The following is a 17,793-nucleotide window of genomic DNA, read 5'->3' on the forward strand; positions in this document are numbered from 1 at the left end:
AAGGCGTTATGCAAAACATAATTTTGTAATATTTTATAACTTGCTGAAAGCTAAGTTGATATCTTCAATCAAATCGTCGATATTTTCCAAACCAACCGATACCCGCAGCAGGTTTTTAGGCGTTTTGGTATCCGGTCCTTCAACACTGGCCCGATGCTCAATGAGGCTTTCAACCCCCCCCAAACTGGTGGCTTGTGTAAATACTTTCAGGCTGTTCACTATCTTGCGGGCGGCATCTTCACCATCTTTTACCGTAAACGACAGCATACCGCCAAAGCTTAACATCTGGCTTTTAGCGATCTGGTGTTGCGGGTGCGATGCCAGGCCAGGATACATCACACTTTCAACTTTGGGATGCTTCTCTAAAAATTCGGCCAGCTTCGCGGCATTGCTCACATGGCCCTTCATGCGGTAAGGTAAGGTTTTAATACTGCGCACCAGCATATAGCAATCGTGCGGCGAGGGCACAGCGCCGCCGTACTCATGCACCTGTTTGATTTTTTGCCACCATTCATCATCCTTGGCCGCAATTAAAGCGCCGCCCATCAGGTCGCTATGCCCACCAAAGTATTTGGTGGTCGAGTGCATAACCAGGTCGGCGCCCAAAGCCAAAGGCTGCTGGCAAATGGGGGTTGCAAAGGTATTATCACAAACTACTTTAACATTGTTTGCTTTCGCGATACCGATCACCATTTTAATATCTGTTACCTTTAATAACGGGTTGGATGGTGTTTCGAGCCAAATGAGCCTGGTGTTGGGTTTGATATGTTTTTTAAGCACCGCTTCATCATTCACATCAATAAAATCAAACTCCAAAATATCGGCAAACAAATTTTTAAGCTGATTGCGCAAACCGTGGTACATATCATCAGGAGCGATGATGTGACTGCCCGGTTTTAAGCTTTGAAAAACACTCATGCCTGCCGCGTTGCCCGATGAAAATGCTGCGGCTGCAACGCCGCCCTCTAACTTAGCCAATACGTTTTCCAGGGCGGTACGGTTTGGGTTACTGCTGCGGCTGTAGATATAGCCCCCGGGGAAACCGCCATCTTCGCCGCGTTTAAAGGTTGTAGCCATGGTAATAGGTTGTATTACCGCACCCGACGGATCGTTAGCAAGGTTTCCGGCATGGATAGCTATGGTTTCTATTTTCATAAGGTAAGAGTGTTGAGCCGTAAAAATACGGATTGAATCGGATTTGCAAATTAATAGCTTTAATAGATAGTTTCTAAATAAACCATAACTATTGTTTGTTACACCAAAATGATGATGTAATTACCCTCATTATTGTACTTTTGTAACCAAAGTTTATAATCTATGGACGCCGAGCAAGCTTTAACTGTACTCTTAAACAATCCACGTTTATCTCCTGAACTTAAAAGCATAGCCGAAAAAGTTTACCAAAACGAACGCATCACTTTTGATGAATGCGTTTTACTTTACGAAAAGGCCGAACTATCCTACTTAGGCGCCTTGGCCAACTACATCCGCGAAAAGCGCCATGGCAATAAAACCTACTTCAACCGTAATTTTCATATCGAGCCTACTAACCTTTGTGTTTACGATTGCAAGTTTTGCTCGTATTCGCGCCTGATCAAAGAACGCTCACAAGGGTGGGAGTATACCATGGACGAAATGCTCGACATCGTAAAAAAATACGATAACGAGCCTGTAACCGAGGTACACATTGTAGGCGGGGTATTACCGCAGTACGATGTTGAGTTTTATAGTACGCTGTTCACTAAAATAAAACAACACCGCCCGGACTTGCACGTAAAAGCGTTAACCCCGGTTGAATATCATTATATTTTTAAGAAGGCGAAGATAGATTATGCCACCGGCATGAAACTGATGAAAGACTCCGGTCTGGAATCTATCCCGGGTGGCGGCGCCGAAATTTTTCACCCTGAAATTCGCGAGCAGATAGCCAAAGATAAATGTACCGGTGAGCAATGGCTGGCCATCCACGAAGAGTGGCATAAATTAGGCATGCGCAGTAACGCAACCATGCTTTATGGCCACATTGAGCAATACTGGCACAGGGTTGACCATATGGATAAGCTGCGTACTTTACAGGATAAAACAGGTGGTTTCCAAACTTTTATTCCGTTAAAGTTCCGCAATGGGGATAATCAGATGTCAAACGTGCCCGAGTCTACCGTGGTAGAAGATCTGCGTAATTATGCGATATCACGTATCTACCTGGATAACTTTGATCATATCAAAGCCTATTGGGCCATGATCAGCCGTACCACTGCACAGCTTTCGCTAAATTTTGGCGTTGATGATATCGACGGTACCCTGGATGACACCACCAAGATCTATTCAATGGCCGGCGCCGAAGAACAACACCCGGCTATGAGCACCAAACAACTGGTCGAACTGATCAAACAGGTTGGCCGTTATCCCATTGAACGGGATACCTTATATAATGTGATGACCGACTACAACGATTATGAATTTCCGGAAGAGGTAAAACCTCAGTTTTATAAATTACCGGTAATAAATTGAGTTGCGTGTTGCGGGTTTTGAGTTGTGAGGATATGTTCAACAACCCGAAACTCGTAACTCACAACACACAACAATATTAAATGATAAAAACACTCTATATCATCCGCCACGGGCAAACCGAACTGAATAAAAAAGGAATTATACAAGGCCGCGGTATTGATGCCGATCTTAATGATACGGGCCGTTTACAGGCAGCCGCTTTTTTTAAAGCTTACCGCGATATTGCTTTTGACAAGATCTACGTATCCGAATTAAAACGCACACAACAAACCGTGCAAAAGTTTATTGATCTGGGTATACCTTTCGAAAAATTGGCTGGTTTGGATGAATTGGCCTGGGGCATACACGAAGGTGAAGCCAGCACTCCCGAAAACCGGGCAGCGTTTTTAACCATCATGCGCGATTGGCTCGAAGGCCGCCTGGATGAAAAATTTGACGGCGGCGAAAGCCCCAACGAAGTACAGGCAAGACAAAAGGAAGCGCTCAGCGTGATCATGAGCCATCCCGAAGAAAAAACGGTACTTATCGCCATGCACGGCCGCGCTATGCGCCTGTTCTTATGTCTTTTAACTAATGTGCCTCTAACTCAAATGGATGATTTTCCGCACCAGAACGTTGTACTCTACAAAGTGAATTATGACGGCGAAAAGTTTGAGATCGCCAGTTTTAATAATTCCGACCATCTAAAACATATTGCTACCGATCTGTGAAAAAAATTAGAATATCTGCCGTAAGTTACACCAACACCAAACCTTTTATATACGGCCTGCAGCACGCTGATATACTCGATAAAATTGACCTGAGCCTGGATACACCATCTGATTGCGCTCAAAAACTGATCGACGACAGGGCTGATATTGGCCTGATACCCGTTGCCGCTGTTTTAAATATCCCGCAATGGAACATCGTATCCGATTATTGTATCGGCGCCGTAGGAGCAGTTAACTCGGTTTTTATCTTCAGTAACTGTGATATAAAGGATGTTAAATGCCTGCAGCTGGATCCGCAGTCGCGCTCATCAAATAACCTGGCCAGGGTACTGCTCAAAAACTATTGGAAATTAAATCCCGAATTAGTGGTTAACGCTGCTGATTATTCGCACTCAACCGACGAAAGTACAGCCTTTGTACAAATTGGCGATCGCACTTTTGGTAAAAAGGATCAGTATAAATATGTATATGACCTGGCCGAAGAGTGGCAAAACTTTACCGGCTTGCCTTTTATTTTCGCCGGCTGGATAGCTAACAAGCCAATTGACCCGGCCTTTATTGCCGAGTTTAACAAAGCCTTAAAATTGGGCCTGGATAACCGCAGCGAGTTATTTAAAGTGTTGCCAAAAGTAGACAACTTTGATCTGGAAGATTACCTGATGCACAAGATAGATTTTATGGTAACCGAAGAGAAGAGGCAAGCTATGAACCTGTTTCTAAGCTACATCAAAACACTTTAAGAAGCTAACTGCTGCTCAATTTTATTGATTAATTGGAAAATATCAAAAGGTTTCGCAACAAAATCATTTGCGCCGAAATCTTTCACTGTATGATTTACGGCAGGAGTGGCCGAAACCATAATAACGGGGATATTTTTGGTTTTATCATTGGTTTTTATTTTTTTGCAGATTTCCCTGCCGTCTAAACCGGCCAGCATTACATCCAATAGTATCAAATCTGGTGCATACTCGTCTATTTTTTTGAACACTTCTTCTCCATTGGGTGTAGATTCTACATCGTACCCCGAATATTTAAGGAGCTCAGTTAACGCATCCAGTATAAAAAGGTCATCATCAACTGCAAGTATTTTTTTGGACATGGGCTAATTAATTAACAAGCATAAAGTGTAAATAACTTTATACCAGTGTTTAAATATGACAGATAAAAGTTTACCGGTCTCCGTCACCTAATGCCTTTGTAACCAAACTCAGCAAAGATTTTAATTTTTTCAGGGGGGACTAATAACCTTATAATCAATAATTGGTTGTCAATTGCTATGCCGCGTTTTATGTTGTTGCCATTTTTTCAAAATGGCAGCCTGTAAAGCTGACTTAATTGATAGTTTTAACAAAAATCTTGTTTTGTTATTAAATTGTCATAAAAATTCAAACAATGTTGATAATATTATAATTAAATCTCACCTTTGTTGTGTAATTAACATTTACGCATTAAAAAAACAAGATCATGAAAAAAGTATTTATCACAGCCATATTAGTATCAGGTTTATCATTTGGTGTATTTGCCGACGGTGGCAAAAAAGCTGATAACACCAATTCAAGTGCAGCTACATACACTGCATTAAACCAATTCAGCATCGACTATAAAGACGCGGCAAACGTTGTTTGGAAAGTTGATGGTAACTGCCAGAAAGCAGAGTTTGTTTTAGAAGGTAAAAAAGTAACAGCTTTCTACAATTTAGCCGGTGATTTTTTAGGATTAACACAAGCTGTTGATTACAAAAAAGTTCCTGCCGAAGCTCAAAAAGACATTGCAACAAACTACAAAGATTACACCGTAGGCGAAGTTATCCAGTTAGAGCCGAAACAAGAAAGAGAGTCTGCCGACATTTACGCAGGTTCAAGCTTTAAAAATGACGCAGTAGTTTACTTTGTCGATCTAAAAAACGCTAAAGAAGAAATATTGGTGAGAGTGACTGCTGATGCTAATGTTTATTTCTTCAAACAAGTAAAATAATCAGTCAACAACATCTCAATATATAATCAAGGCTCTCCGGATATTCCTGGGAGCCTTTTTTATTTGATGCTGATCGAATCAGTTGCAATCTCATCCAACTCCTGCGGGTTATGCGTAACGATCAGGCAGGTTGTGTTTGTTTTTTTAAGCAAAGCTTTAAGCTGCGGTATCATTTCCTGCTTCATATCCATATCCAGCGCCGAAAACGGCTCATCCATTAGCATCACCCCGGGCTTAATAGCCAACGCACGTATAATAGCCAGGCGCTGTTGCTGCCCACCCGAAAGAAACTCGGGTTTATGCTGGGTCAACGTTTCCAATTTTGCAAAATGCAGCAGGTCAGTGATCCACTCAACATCAGTTGTGGCATATTCCAGGTGTTGTTTAACCGTCATGTTTGGGAAAAGCGCATAGCCCTGAAACACAAAACCGCATTTTCTTTTCTGTGGCGATAGACTTGTTTTGCTATCTGTATCCAGCCAGGTTTGGTTATCCACGGTAATTTTACCCTTTTCGGCATCAGTTAAACCGGCAATAATTTTTAGCAGCGTGGTTTTACCCGAACCGGATGGACCCGTAACGCTGGTAATACTACCTTGCGTTACTTCGGCCTGTACTTTTAACAAGCGATACCCTTCGTACGCCCGCATCTTTTTTTCAATATCGATTCTGATCATTCCAGCGGGATTTTGGCACTGCGTTTATTGAAAATAAAAACCGCTATCACAATAACAAAAGTAATGGCGAACAGTATTAACGAGTAGGCATTGGCAGTTGCATAATCCATATTCTCAACCGAATCATAAATAGCTATTGATGCTACCCGGGTTACGTTGGGGATATTTCCGCCTATCATCAGCACCACGCCAAATTCACCCAGCGTATGGGCAAAGGTTAATACAACGGCTGTTAACAGCGATGCCCGCATATTGGGCAACAGTACTTTAACAAAGGTCTGCAATTCTGTTTTACCCAAAGTGTATGATGCCTGCGATAGTGAAACAGGCAGTTGCTGTAGTGCCGATTTGATAGGGCCTATCATAAATGGCATGCTGTAAATAACTGATGCCAGCACCAGGCCCTGGAAAGAAAACACGAATTGGATATTGAAATGCTGCTGCAGCCAAAGCCCAAGCCCGTGCTGCGGACTGAAAGCGATCAGCAAATAAAACCCTAAAACCGATGGCGGCAACACCAGCGGCATAGTGATAATTGCCTCGATGATTATTTTGATGATGGAACGTCCTTTAGATAGCCAGTAAGCTATCGGCAAACCAATAACGAGTAAAATACCGGTGGTAATTACGGCCAGTTTGAGCGTTAACCATATAGGCGCCCAATCCATCAGCAGATAAGCAGTTTATTGTAATTAAAAAGCAGGGGCAGTGCGATTCCCCTCTTGAGAGGGGTGTAGGGCTGTGTTAGGCGGCATCCACAACCTTCATTTATACCAATTGTTTTTGTTTTATTGTACGTGATAGCCATATTCGGTAAATATAGCTTTTGCCGGTGGAGATAAAATATATTTATAAAACTTTTGGGCACGGTCAAAATTACTGTCCTTACCGTGTTTTAAAATAACCATGCCTTGTTGTATGGCAGTATACATACTGGCATCAACAGGCTCCCAGTAAAGTTTGGCGCTCTTGTCGGCATCTTTAATAAACGATTGGCTGGTAAAACCAACGTTTACCACGCCGGTAGTAATGTAGGTGTTTACCTGGGCAATACTTTCGCCGTAAACCAGTTTATGCTTCACACTATTCATAATACCGGTTTTGATCAGTGCCTGTTCGGCGGCTTTACCGTATGGCGCAATGGCAGGATTAGCGATGGCTATCTTTTTTGCTTTGTGTTTGAGTAATAAAGTCTGCCAGTTTTTAAGATCGTTTTTTTGCGTGCTGCAGATGATCAGGTTCCCCCAGGCATAAACCACCGGCTCATCCATACTAAAACCGGCCTTGTACAAGTTTTCGGGGAAATTGATATCTGCCGACAAAAAAACATCAAACGGCGCACCGTTTTTTATTTGACTAACTAAATTGCCCGATGAGCCGATGATAGGTTGTATCTCAATACCCGTTTGCTTTTTAAAATCCGCCTGCAACACTTTAATTACCGATTGTAAATTAGCTGCAACGGCTACCTGTAGGGTTTGGGCATGAATATAAAATGTACAAAATAATAACGCAACAACCGATAAGAGCTTTTTCATTCGGGAAATTTAATAGCTTGTTTGTTATATAACAATTAAATCGGAATTTGGTTTAGGCCGTTAGCGCCAGGCTGTGTTGCCAATTTGACTAAAGCCTTTGTTGGTTACTCTGTTTGCTATAGTACCATCTGCATTTACAATGTATAAATCACCATTTGGATTATCTTTAAAACTGCCTGACACAATTTGTGTCCCATTTGGCGAATAACTGGAGGAACCAATTAGTGTGGAGCCAGGCTTGTATGTAGGAAGATTAGAAAATAGGAGTTTTAAATTTGTCCCATTATTCGAACTCATTGTATAGGCGCCGTAAGTACTCGAAGACGTTGTTCCAAAATTTTGAAACATCAAAGAATATCCATCAGGTGAATATTTAAGACAAAGAGGTGAGTAAGTATTGAAACTGACTACTGGTGTTACTATTGTACCTGTAATATCAACAGTGGAGATCTGGCTAAAATTGAGATTTTGACTTGTGCCTATAAAAGAAAGTTTGGTGCCGTCGGGCGACCAAGTACAAAAATTAACATCAAGATAATTATAAGTTGAGGTGTGCAAGTTGATAATCTGTGTTTTGTTGGCACCTGTAGCAGCATCCATTACCGTTATTTGTGTAGTAAAAATGTTAGGCGCACCAGGAGACGGCATATTAATTTGAGTCAGGTATGCTATTTTTTTTCCATCAGGTGAAAATTCGCCATAAAGCGATATTGTAGTATCATCCGTTAGTTTCACTACATTATTGCCATCTGCGTCCATCACATAAATTTTATACTCTTTGTTATAAGTGATTTTACTATGATCGGGTGACCAAGCCACACTTAATACCTGGTTATCTGCAGTGATTTTCCCTGTAAAATTGGTCAATTGAGTAAGCGCACTACCATCCGGATTTACTACGAATATTTGAAGGTTATTAGTGTTGTTAAATTGACCATTGTCAACTTGAGCGATAAATAAAATTTTATTTGAATTAGTGTCTTTGTCAACAGTAGCATTGTCGCTTTTTTTACAAGCTGACAAAAACACAATACAAGCTAAAAATAACAGCAATATTTTAATGCGCACTTGATTCTAGTTTATACCCCAAATATACTATTCAGATTTGTATTAATCTATTTATGAGCTATTTATTTATTTTTTTCAATATCTCCCGTGCCTCTGCACAACTGATATCCTTATTATAAACAACGCTGTCGGGTTCCTGCAGTTTTCCGCCATCATGTAAATTGCCTGTGTCTATCGCTGCAAAGCCAATCTCTTCTATCAAACGCGATATTTTGGCTTTGGCCTCAATACTATCACCGGCCATAAAAATTGCCTTACGTTCCTGCAAAGGCAGGTCATTGCGTCCGCCTTGCTCCAGGTGTTTAAAGTTTTTGGTGTTAAACGCTTTAACTATAATTGCCCCGGGCAGTTTTTTAGCCGTTTCTTCGCTGCTGGTCGAACCGTTAAGTTCGTATAAACCGCCGTCGGGTTTGTAGGGGTTCATGGCATCTATCACAATTTTATCTTTAACAACTTCAGGGTTGGGCAGGGCTTCGGTTTTGCTCCAGGGGGCAGCCAAAACTACAACATCGCCAAAAGCTGCAGCGTCGTTTTTGCTTAACGCGATGGCATTGTCACCAAGTTTTGATACCAATTCTATTAATGATTCTGGTCCGCGCGAATTACTGATAGCTACGGAATGCCCGGCTTTGATAAATAGCTGAGCCGCTGTGGCTCCGATTTTCCCTGCGCCTATAATTCCGATCTTCATAAATTATACTGTTAAGTTTCTGCTAAAGGGTAATTTTCGCTTATTTGGTATAAATTCTATTGATATTATAGGCTTTATATTGAGTTAACAAAAAAGCTTAAACAAAGTTTTTTTTTGATAATGTTAACAGATGTTTAAATTAATTATCAATTTTTCAATTTTTATAATAAATATCAGTCTAAAATTTGAGTATGTGAAAAAAATGTTAAACATTTTATAATTTTCATCATATTCCCTAACTTCGTTATTACACCTTTTAATAATGTTTTTTGTACAAACATGGAACAAACTGATTCTAACCAACAGGGTTTATACAGGCCCGAATTTGAGCACGACTCCTGCGGTACCGGCTTTATAACCCATATCAACGGGCAAAAATCGAACCAGATCATTTTAGATGCTTTAACTATTTTAGAAAATATGGAGCATCGCGGGGCTTGCGGCTGCGATCCGTTAACGGGCGATGGCGCGGGTATTTTGATCCAGCTGCCGCACGAGTTTTTTATGGACGAATGTGCCGCTCTCGAAATCAGCCTGCCCGAACCGGGTGAGTATGGCGTCGGCATGATCTTCTTCCCTAAAGATCCTACAGTTAAAAAAGCTTGCCGCAATATGATCAAAAGCGCTGTTGAAAAACTTGGGCTGATCAATTTGGGCTATCGTAAGGTGCCTGTAAATAACTCAGGAATCGGCGAAACCGCCAAAGCTGCCGAACCGGATGTTGAGCAATTGTTTATTGCCCGCCCGCACCACATTACCAATGCCGACGACTTTGAACGCAAACTATATGTATTGCGCCGTTATATCACTAAAACCATTCACGAAACGATAAAGGATGCCGATGCTGATTTTTATTTCACATCCTTTTCGTGCAAAACCATTGTTTTTAAAGGCCAGCTAACCACGTACCAGGTTCGCCAGTACTTTAACGATCTTTCTGATCCGCGTATGGAATCGGCCTTTGGCATGATCCACTCGCGTTTCTCAACCAACACCTTCCCATCATGGCGGTTGGCCCAGCCATTCCGCATGATCGCCCATAACGGCGAGATCAATACCCTTACGGGAAATTTAAACTGGTTTTACTCTGGTTTAAAATCATACGTTTCTACCTACTTTACCCAGGAAGAAATGGAGATGCTGTTGCCGGTTATTGATAACAATCAATCCGACTCGGCATGCCTGGATAACATCATCGAGATTTTGCTGCATTCGGGCCGCTCATTACCACACGTAATGATGATGCTGATCCCCGAAGCATGGGATGGCAACGAAGCGATGGATCCGATCAAAAAAGCATTTTACGAATATCATGCCACCTTAATGGAACCATGGGATGGCCCGGCAGCTATTTCGTTTACCGATGGCAAACTAATAGGCGCTTTGCTCGATAGGAATGGTTTGCGCCCGTTACGTTACGTGATCACTAAAGATAACCGTGTTATCGCCGCATCAGAAGCAGGCGTATTGGCTACTTTAGGCGAAGGCGACGTAGTACGTAAAGGTCGTTTACAGCCCGGTAAAATGTTTTTGATCGATACCGAACAAGGTAAGATCATCTCTGACGATGAGATCAAAAGAAAGATCAGCTCGCGCCAGCCTTATGGCCGCTGGCTGGAAAACTATAAGATCAGGTTAGAAGAACTGGCCGAACCGCGTTTGTCGTTCTCGAGCCTTTCGGCCGATTCGGTGTTCCGTTACCAGCAGGTATTCGGTTACTCGCGCGAGGATATCGAAACCATTATTATGCCGATGGCGCTTGATGGTAAAGAGCCGGTTGGTTCGATGGGTACCGATGTGCCTTTGGCTATCTTATCCGACAAGCCGCAACACTTATCAAGCTACTTTAAACAGTTTTTTGCCCAGGTTACCAACCCGCCGATAGATCCTATCCGCGAGCGTTTGGTAATGAGTTTGGCTACTTTTATAGGTAACAACGGCAATTTATTGGATGAGGATAAAATGCATTGCCATTGCGTAACCTTAAAACAACCGATATTAACCAACTACGAATTAGAAAAACTGCGTAGTATTGATACCGGCCTGTTCCACGCTAAAACACTGCAAACATACTTTAAGGCCGATGGCCAGCCGGGCTCGCTTGCTAAAGGCATAGCCAGGCTTTGCCGCTACGCCGAAGATGCTGTTGAAGACGGTTTTGAAGTATTGATCCTCCAGGATCGCGCGGTTGACTCTGAGCACGCGCCAATACCATCGTTAATGGCCGTTTCTGCCGTACATCACCACCTCATCAAAAAAGGCCTGCGTGGTTCGGTAGGTTTGGTTGTTGAAGCCGGCGACATTTGGGAAGTACATCATTTTGCCTGCTTGCTGGCATTTGGTGCAACCGCTATCAACCCATACCTGGCATTAGCTACTATCGATACCCTGAAAGCCGAAGGTAAATTAGATGCCAGCCTGGATCAAAAAGCCTTACAGAAAAACTATGTTAAAGCTGTTAGCGATGGCTTGTTAAAGATCTTCAGTAAAATGGGTATCTCAACCCTGCAATCGTACCATGGCTCGCAGGTATTTGAAATACTGGGTTTAAACAGCGATGTTGTTGACCATTGCTTTACCGGAGCCGTTACCCGCATAGGTGGTTTAGGTATGGATGAGATTGCCCGCGAAGCTTTATGCAAACACCGCATAGGTTTCGGCGAAAACAAAAACAGCAATCATTTACTGCCCGAAGGTGGTATTTATCAATGGAAACGCAGGGGAGAAGTTCACTTGTTCAATCCGCAAACCATCCATTTGCTGCAACATGCAACACGCACCAACGATTACAATATTTATAAAAACTACGCTAAACTGATCAACGATCAGACTGATAAGCACTTCACCATTCGTGGCATGCTTGATTTTGCCCATCACCGCGAAGCTATCTCGATAGATGAGGTTGAACCGGCAGAAGCTATCATGAAACGTTTTGCTACAGGTGCCATGTCTTTCGGCTCTATCTCGCACGAAGCGCACAGTACTTTAGCTATCGCCATGAACCGCATTGGTGCAAAAAGTAATACCGGTGAAGGTGGTGAAGACGAAATGCGTTATATCCCGTTAGAAAACGGCGATTCAATGCGTTCGGCTATCAAACAGATCGCTTCGGCAAGGTTCGGTGTAACATCAAACTATCTCACTAACGCCGATGAGTTACAGATCAAAATGGCGCAAGGTGCTAAACCGGGCGAAGGCGGGCAGTTACCCGGCCATAAGGTTGACGACTGGATCGCTAAAACGCGTCACGCTACACCGGGCGTAGGCTTAATTTCGCCGCCGCCGCACCATGATATTTATTCTATTGAGGATTTGGCGCAATTGATATTCGATTTAAAGAATGCTAACCGCGCCGCACGTATCAACGTTAAGCTGGTATCAAAAGCCGGTGTAGGAACTATTGCCGCAGGTGTTGCCAAGGCTCACGCTGATGTGATCCTGATAGCTGGTTATGATGGTGGTACTGGTGCATCGCCGATAAGCTCGGTTAAACACGCCGGCTTACCATGGGAGTTAGGTTTAGCCGAAGCCCACCAGACACTGGTACGCAATAAATTACGCAGCCGTGTGGTATTACAGGCCGACGGACAAATGAAAACCGGCCGCGATTTGGCAATTGCCTGTTTAATGGGTGCCGAAGAGTGGGGCGTAGCTACAGCAGCCCTGGTTGCAGGTGGCTGTATCATGATGCGTAAATGCCATTTAAATACCTGCCCTGTAGGTGTTGCTACCCAGGACGAAGAACTGCGCAAGCTGTTTAGCGGCAAGCCTGAGCACATTGTTAACCTGTTCCGCTTTTTGGCAGAAGAGATGCGCGAGATCATGGCTGAGTTAGGCTTCCGCACCATCAACGAAATGGTGGGCCGCGTTCAATTCCTGAAAGTAAAAGAAGGTATCAAACACTGGAAAGTTAAAAAGATCGACCTGTCGAGCATATTACACCCGGTATACAATGCTAAAGGTTTAACGCTGTACAACAGCGAAAAGCAGGATCATGGTATGGACGAGATATTGGACTGGAAGCTTTTAGAACAGGCAAAACCTGCGTTGGAAGATCAAAGCCCGGTATTCGGCGCATTCGATGTGAAGAACACCGATCGTACCATCGGCACCCTGTTATCAAACGAGATATCGAAAAAATACGGCTCAGCCGGACTACCTGAAAATACCATCAACTACAAGTTTACCGGTTCGGCCGGTCAAAGCTTCGGCGCTTTCTCAACCAAAGGTTTATCTTTTGAGCTGGAAGGCGAAGCGAATGACTACGTAGGTAAAGGCTTATCGGGTGCGCAACTGGCCATTTATCCTTCAAAGGATGCTACTTTTACGCCTGAGGAGAATATCATCATCGGTAACGTGGCTCTTTACGGCGCTACATCGGGCGAGGTATTTATCCGCGGTATGGCCGGCGAGCGTTTTGCCGTGCGTAACTCGGGTGCTACCGCCGTTGTTGAAGGTGTTGGCGACCATGGTTGCGAGTACATGACCGGAGGCCGTGCGCTGATATTAGGTGCTACGGGCCGCAACTTTGCTGCAGGTATGAGTGGTGGTATTGCCTGGGTTTATGATCCGGAAGATAAATTTACCGAAAACTGCAACACCGAGATGGTAGATCTTGATCCGCTATCAGCAAAAGATAAAGAACAGATAGTTACATTGCTGCGCAAGCATATTCAAATTACAGGCAGTACAGTTGCCAAATCCCTGTTAGAAAACTGGGAAGAAGCACTGCTTAAATTTGTTAAAGTATTCCCACGCGAATACAAAAAAGTTTTGCAACAGGCACAATATCAAACAATCAGCTAAGTATAATAATGGGCAAACCAACTGGATTTAAAGAGTTTGGAAGAGAGCTTCCGTCCAAAATATCGCCAAAAGAGCGTGTTAGTAATTATAAGGAATTTGTTAACCCGTATTCGGAAGAAAAGCTGAACGAGCAATCGGCCCGCTGCATGAACTGCGGTGTTCCGTTTTGTCATTCGGGCTGTCCGCTGGGTAACATCATTCCCGAGTTTAACGATGCTGTGTATCGTAAAGATTGGGAAGAGGCGTATACCATTTTGTCATCAACCAATAACTTCCCTGAGTTTACAGGTCGTATCTGCCCCGCACCATGCGAATCGGCATGCGTATTAGGTATCAATAAACCGCCGGTAGCTATCGAAGAGATCGAGAAACACATTATCGAAATAGCGTACTCAAAAAACCTGGTAAAGAAAACCGCTCCGTTAATTAAAAGCGGTAAAACAGTTGCTGTTGTAGGCTCTGGCCCGGCAGGTTTAGCTGCTGCCGCCCAATTGGCTAAAGCCGGACATACCGTAACCGTTTACGAGCGCGACGATATGCCGGGTGGGTTATTACGTTACGGCATCCCCGACTTTAAACTAGAGAAATGGGTTGTTGAGCGCCGCGTTAAGGTAATGGAAGATGACGGTGTAGTATTTAAATGCAATACCGAAGTAGGTAAAGATATCAACCCTGAAGATTTGATTCGTAATAACGATGCCGTAGTTTTAGCCGGTGGATCAACCATCCCGCGTAATTTGCCTATCCCCGGAAGGGAGCTGAAAGGCATTTACTTTGCCATGGACTTTTTGAAACAGCAAAATAAACGCGTAAGCAACATCGAGGTTAAAGCCGAAGATATTTTAGCTACTGGCAAAGATGTGGTGGTTATTGGTGGTGGTGATACCGGCAGTGACTGTGTAGGCACATCAAACCGCCAGGGCGCAAAATCTGTTACACAGTTTGAGGTAATGGGCAAACCGCCTGAGCAACGTACCCAGCATATGCCTTGGCCAACTTACCCTATGCTGTTAAAAGTTACCAGCAGTCACGAGGAAGGTGCCGACCGCCATTGGGGAGTAAGCACCAAAGAGTTTTTAGGTGATGCTGATGGCAACCTGCGTGCCTTAAAGGTAGTTGATGTTACCTGGGAACTGGACGTAATGAACCGCCCGATAAAACCTGTTGAGGTTGAAGGATCGGAGCGCGAAATACCTTGTCAGGCTGTGTTTTTAGCTATGGGTTTTTTAAACCCGCAGTTTAATGGCATGCTGGAGCAATTGGGTGTCGACCTTGATGAGCGCAAAAACGTAAAGGCCCGCGAAGGCGTTTACCGCACCAATGTAGGCAAGGTGTTTACAGCAGGTGATATGCGCCGCGGCCAGTCGCTGGTGGTATGGGCAATATCCGAAGGACGCGAATGCGCACGCAAAGTAGATGAGTTTTTAACAGGGCATTCGGCTTTGGAAAGCAAGGATGCCATTAATATGTTTGAGCAGGTGTTTTAAACTAAACCAAGCCTTATATAATTAAACGGGGTAACAATTATTTTTGTTATCCCGTTTTGTTTTTAAAACTTTATGCACCCAATTTTCGTTAAACTTAACTAATGAGAAAGTGCATCTTTACGCTGCTGGCGATTTCTGTTTTCTATAACGTATGGTCGCAAACGCCGTTAAAAGCAGGGGATAAAGCCCCGCAATTTTCGGGTGTGGATAATAACGATAAAAAGCTGAACCTTAAATCGTTGTTAAAGGACCATAACACACTGGTTGTGTTCTTTTATCGCGGGCAGTGGGATACATATTGCATTAAGCAAGTTAAAAACATACAAGATTCGTTAAACCTGATAACAGGCAAAGGAGCGAGGGTTATAGCCGTTACACCCGAAACTGATCTGGGTGTTATTACCACCATCTCAAAAACAGGCGCTTCGTTCTCCATCATTCACGATATCCAATACAAAATTATGAAGGCTTTTGGCGTTAACCTTACGGTTGATGATGCAACTTTGGCCCTGATGAAAAAATACAGGATAGACATGGACGTTAACAACGGCAATAATGATCATGTTTTGCCTGTGCCGGCTACATTTATCATCGATAAAAAGCTCAAGATCAAAAACGTATTCTTCGATCCCAACTACAAGCATCGCGCAAGTGTGCAGCAGATCGTCGCCGCTTTATAAACCCGAATAATAATCGTAACCCAATTCGGCCCAGTAATCACGAGGGCGCTGATCACTAAAGGATATGGTGCCTATGCGTTTCAAATTTTTAATGCCATACTTCACCGGGATGATCAACCTTAACGGTGCACCGTGATTTAGCGGAAGCAACTGATCGTTAACCTCGTAAGCTAATAAAGTTTGCGGATGCATTACGCTGGGCATATCCAGGCCAACGTAGTATTGTTTGTCGGGTGTTTCCATGCCACAGTATTGTAGCTTAGCTTCGTCGTGCAGGTTAAAATGCTCCACAAAATCGCTAAATTTTAAGCCCCCCCAATGCGATATCTGGTCCCAGCCTTCCACACATTTAAAATCAAACACAATTTCGGTCTTAGGTAAGGCGCGTATCTCGTCCAGTGTGATCTTTAAAACCTCGCCCGATCTTTTGGTTACCTGCAATACCCATGCTGCCGGGTCGAACCTGGTTTTTAGGCCCTCATCGCTGTTTACCCGCACATTTTTGGCAGCCATTTCTTTAGGGTAGGTGCGTACCAGGTGCTTTTCGTTGTAAAATACCTTCCTAAAAAATAACTCATTTTTGTTGAGCGCCCTGCGCAAAGGGGCATGCGCGCCTGCCGTCAATCCTTTGGTCTCTAACGGCGATTTCAATAACCATCGCCACCCGCCATAAGCCGCAATGCCCAATACCGTAAAAGTACCAAAGGCAATAAAGCTGCGCCGTTTAATTTGCTTATCAAGTAATGCATCATACTCTAACTCCCTGATAGTTTTACCTACCGGTTTAGCTTGTTCAGCAGTTTCTTCCACTTTTGTGGGCTGTTCTGCAACCGGTTCAACGGCCGGCTGTTCTGCAACCGGATCAATTATCTTTTCAGGTTCAATTGGCGCAGAAGCAGGCTTCACCACCTTCTGTGCCTTTGTTTGCTTTTTAGGTTTATTTGGCTTGTCCATCTTCTGTTTTAATATCTGTGGCGGGTGCTATTTGTTTATCTTCCGTTACTACTTCAAATCCGGTAACAACCGACTGGAAATTGCGCCAGCCAGCCAGTATTACCTGCAAAATATGGATCAGGAAAAAGAATACATAACCCAGCGTAAGTATAAAGTGGATGATGCGGGCTGCATGATAGCCGCCGCACAGCAAGCATAACCAGTTAAACTGCACAGGCTTATAAATAGCAAGCCCGGTAGCTATCGAACCAAAACCCATCACAATGATGGACGAGTAGGCTATACGTTGCGCGGCGTTGTATTTGCCTTGCGGAGGTGCACTTTTGCGGATATGCAGATCGTGCAACAACACCAGCCAGGCTTCTTTAAATGATTTTTTTTCGGGTACCAGGTCGCGCCATTCGCCGGAGATCAAGGTGTAGATCACATACAGAAAACCGTTCAAAAAAAAGAACCACATCATAAAAAAGTGGAAGGCCATACCTTCGGCTAACCGGCTTTTAAAATGAAAGAACTTATAAAATCCCTCGGGGAAGAATTTAAACAACACATGCCCGCCAATGCTCAGCGTATACACATCATTACCCCAGTAAATGAGCATGCCGCTCCATATCATAATGGTTAACACCGGGAAATTTACCCAGTGAAACCAGCGCATGGCCAGCGAATGTTTTTCAATTATCTTTTTCATGGATGT

General features: G+C 43.5%; 16 protein-coding genes. 7 read left to right on the forward strand and 9 right to left on the reverse strand.

What is annotated here, in order from left to right:
• Window positions 1-33: 33 nt before the first annotated feature.
• Window positions 34-1,155, reverse strand: a complete 1,122-nt coding sequence (locus tag ACFGVR_RS17410) for a trans-sulfuration enzyme family protein (protein ID WP_448698631.1) — start codon at window positions 1,153-1,155, stop codon at window positions 34-36.
• A 162-nt stretch (window positions 1,156-1,317) separates the two neighbouring features.
• Here ACFGVR_RS17410 and mqnE point away from each other — a divergent pair, with 162 nt between their 5' ends.
• From mqnE to ACFGVR_RS17425, 3 genes are all read left to right on the forward strand, one after another.
• Entirely contained in the window at window positions 1,318-2,511 is a 1,194-nt protein-coding gene (gene mqnE / locus ACFGVR_RS17415) for an aminofutalosine synthase MqnE (RefSeq protein WP_448698632.1), read from the forward strand.
• Window positions 2,512-2,591: 80 nt separating this feature from the next.
• Window positions 2,592-3,221 (forward strand): histidine phosphatase family protein, encoded by a 630-nt coding sequence (locus tag ACFGVR_RS17420; RefSeq protein ID WP_448698633.1) that lies wholly within the window; start codon window positions 2,592-2,594, stop codon window positions 3,219-3,221.
• Window positions 3,218-3,961 carry a menaquinone biosynthetic enzyme MqnA/MqnD family protein gene (locus ACFGVR_RS17425; RefSeq protein WP_448698634.1) on the forward strand — a complete coding sequence of 248 codons (744 nt, stop codon included), beginning with the start codon at window positions 3,218-3,220 and terminating at the stop codon, window positions 3,959-3,961. Before ACFGVR_RS17420 ends, ACFGVR_RS17425 begins: the two co-directional genes overlap by 4 nt.
• On the opposite strand, the gene ACFGVR_RS17430 is transcribed toward ACFGVR_RS17425, so the two are convergent.
• The gene (locus ACFGVR_RS17430; RefSeq protein WP_448698635.1) at window positions 3,958-4,320 is read right to left on the reverse strand and encodes a response regulator transcription factor; all 363 of its coding nucleotides are present in this window, start codon (window positions 4,318-4,320) and stop codon (window positions 3,958-3,960) included. The genes ACFGVR_RS17425 and ACFGVR_RS17430 overlap by 4 nt on opposite strands.
• Before the next feature lie 365 nt (window positions 4,321-4,685).
• Here ACFGVR_RS17430 and ACFGVR_RS17435 point away from each other — a divergent pair, with 365 nt between their 5' ends.
• Window positions 4,686-5,195: a hypothetical protein gene (locus ACFGVR_RS17435; RefSeq protein ID WP_448698636.1), complete on the forward strand. Its 510-nt coding sequence runs from the start codon at window positions 4,686-4,688 to the stop codon at window positions 5,193-5,195.
• Between the two features lie 59 nt (window positions 5,196-5,254).
• Here ACFGVR_RS17435 and ACFGVR_RS17440 read toward each other — a convergent pair whose 3' ends face one another.
• The 5 genes from ACFGVR_RS17440 to ACFGVR_RS17460 form a co-directional block, all read right to left on the reverse strand.
• Window positions 5,255-5,872 carry an ATP-binding cassette domain-containing protein gene (locus ACFGVR_RS17440; RefSeq protein ID WP_448698637.1) on the reverse strand — a complete coding sequence of 206 codons (618 nt, stop codon included), beginning with the start codon at window positions 5,870-5,872 and terminating at the stop codon, window positions 5,255-5,257.
• Window positions 5,869-6,540 carry a molybdate ABC transporter permease subunit gene (modB, locus tag ACFGVR_RS17445; RefSeq protein ID WP_448698638.1) on the reverse strand — a complete coding sequence of 224 codons (672 nt, stop codon included), beginning with the start codon at window positions 6,538-6,540 and terminating at the stop codon, window positions 5,869-5,871. The genes ACFGVR_RS17440 and modB overlap by 4 nt, the downstream gene beginning before the upstream one ends.
• A 120-nt stretch (window positions 6,541-6,660) precedes the next feature.
• Window positions 6,661-7,410: a molybdate ABC transporter substrate-binding protein gene (gene modA / locus ACFGVR_RS17450; RefSeq protein ID WP_448698639.1), complete on the reverse strand. Its 750-nt coding sequence runs from the start codon at window positions 7,408-7,410 to the stop codon at window positions 6,661-6,663.
• A 60-nt stretch (window positions 7,411-7,470) separates the two neighbouring features.
• The gene (locus ACFGVR_RS17455; protein WP_448698640.1) at window positions 7,471-8,478 is read right to left on the reverse strand and encodes a hypothetical protein; all 1,008 of its coding nucleotides are present in this window, start codon (window positions 8,476-8,478) and stop codon (window positions 7,471-7,473) included.
• A gap of 58 nt (window positions 8,479-8,536) precedes the next feature.
• On the reverse strand, window positions 8,537-9,169 hold the full coding sequence (locus tag ACFGVR_RS17460; RefSeq protein WP_448698641.1) for an NADPH-dependent F420 reductase: 633 nt from the start codon (window positions 9,167-9,169) through the stop codon (window positions 8,537-8,539).
• A gap of 279 nt (window positions 9,170-9,448) precedes the next feature.
• On the opposite strand from ACFGVR_RS17460, the gene gltB reads away from it, so the two are divergent.
• From gltB to ACFGVR_RS17475, 3 genes are all read left to right on the forward strand, one after another.
• On the forward strand, window positions 9,449-13,975 hold the full coding sequence (gene gltB, locus ACFGVR_RS17465; RefSeq protein ID WP_448698642.1) for a glutamate synthase large subunit: 4,527 nt from the start codon (window positions 9,449-9,451) through the stop codon (window positions 13,973-13,975).
• Between the two features lie 8 nt (window positions 13,976-13,983).
• Entirely contained in the window at window positions 13,984-15,462 is a 1,479-nt protein-coding gene (locus tag ACFGVR_RS17470; protein ID WP_448698643.1) for a glutamate synthase subunit beta, read from the forward strand.
• 101 nt (window positions 15,463-15,563) lie between these two features.
• Window positions 15,564-16,142: a redoxin domain-containing protein gene (locus tag ACFGVR_RS17475; RefSeq protein ID WP_448698644.1), complete on the forward strand. Its 579-nt coding sequence runs from the start codon at window positions 15,564-15,566 to the stop codon at window positions 16,140-16,142.
• Here the strand turns inward: ACFGVR_RS17475 and ACFGVR_RS17480 are convergent.
• Both ACFGVR_RS17480 and ACFGVR_RS17485 read right to left on the reverse strand, forming a co-directional pair.
• Window positions 16,137-17,096: a molybdopterin-dependent oxidoreductase gene (locus ACFGVR_RS17480; protein WP_448698645.1), complete on the reverse strand. Its 960-nt coding sequence runs from the start codon at window positions 17,094-17,096 to the stop codon at window positions 16,137-16,139. The genes ACFGVR_RS17475 and ACFGVR_RS17480 overlap by 6 nt on opposite strands.
• Complete coding sequence (locus tag ACFGVR_RS17485) at window positions 17,080-17,787, reverse strand: cytochrome b/b6 domain-containing protein (protein WP_448698646.1); 708 nt, start codon at window positions 17,785-17,787, stop codon at window positions 17,080-17,082. The genes ACFGVR_RS17480 and ACFGVR_RS17485 overlap by 17 nt, the downstream gene beginning before the upstream one ends.
• Between the last annotated feature and the right edge of the window lie 6 nt (window positions 17,788-17,793).

The organism is Mucilaginibacter aureus (assembly GCF_053514885.1).

What these genes read in the sequence shown, in the direction of transcription:
- ACFGVR_RS17410 (WP_448698631.1), bottom strand. Translation starts at nt 1,155, where the DNA reads ATGAAAATAGAAACCATAGCTATCCATGCCGGAAACCTTGCTAACGAT.
- mqnE (WP_448698632.1), top strand. Translation starts at nt 1,318, where the DNA reads ATGGACGCCGAGCAAGCTTTAACTGTACTCTTAAACAATCCACGTTTA.
- ACFGVR_RS17420 (WP_448698633.1), top strand. Translation starts at nt 2,592, where the DNA reads ATGATAAAAACACTCTATATCATCCGCCACGGGCAAACCGAACTGAAT.
- ACFGVR_RS17430 (WP_448698635.1), bottom strand. Translation starts at nt 4,320, where the DNA reads ATGTCCAAAAAAATACTTGCAGTTGATGATGACCTTTTTATACTGGAT.
- ACFGVR_RS17435 (WP_448698636.1), top strand. Translation starts at nt 4,686, where the DNA reads ATGAAAAAAGTATTTATCACAGCCATATTAGTATCAGGTTTATCATTT.
- ACFGVR_RS17440 (WP_448698637.1), bottom strand. Translation starts at nt 5,872, where the DNA reads ATGATCAGAATCGATATTGAAAAAAAGATGCGGGCGTACGAAGGGTAT.
- modB (WP_448698638.1), bottom strand. Translation starts at nt 6,540, where the DNA reads ATGGATTGGGCGCCTATATGGTTAACGCTCAAACTGGCCGTAATTACC.
- modA (WP_448698639.1), bottom strand. Translation starts at nt 7,410, where the DNA reads ATGAAAAAGCTCTTATCGGTTGTTGCGTTATTATTTTGTACATTTTAT.
- ACFGVR_RS17460 (WP_448698641.1), bottom strand. Translation starts at nt 9,169, where the DNA reads ATGAAGATCGGAATTATAGGCGCAGGGAAAATCGGAGCCACAGCGGCT.
- gltB (WP_448698642.1), top strand. Translation starts at nt 9,449, where the DNA reads ATGGAACAAACTGATTCTAACCAACAGGGTTTATACAGGCCCGAATTT.
- ACFGVR_RS17470 (WP_448698643.1), top strand. Translation starts at nt 13,984, where the DNA reads ATGGGCAAACCAACTGGATTTAAAGAGTTTGGAAGAGAGCTTCCGTCC.
- ACFGVR_RS17475 (WP_448698644.1), top strand. Translation starts at nt 15,564, where the DNA reads ATGAGAAAGTGCATCTTTACGCTGCTGGCGATTTCTGTTTTCTATAAC.
- ACFGVR_RS17480 (WP_448698645.1), bottom strand. Translation starts at nt 17,096, where the DNA reads ATGGACAAGCCAAATAAACCTAAAAAGCAAACAAAGGCACAGAAGGTG.
- ACFGVR_RS17485 (WP_448698646.1), bottom strand. Translation starts at nt 17,787, where the DNA reads ATGAAAAAGATAATTGAAAAACATTCGCTGGCCATGCGCTGGTTTCAC.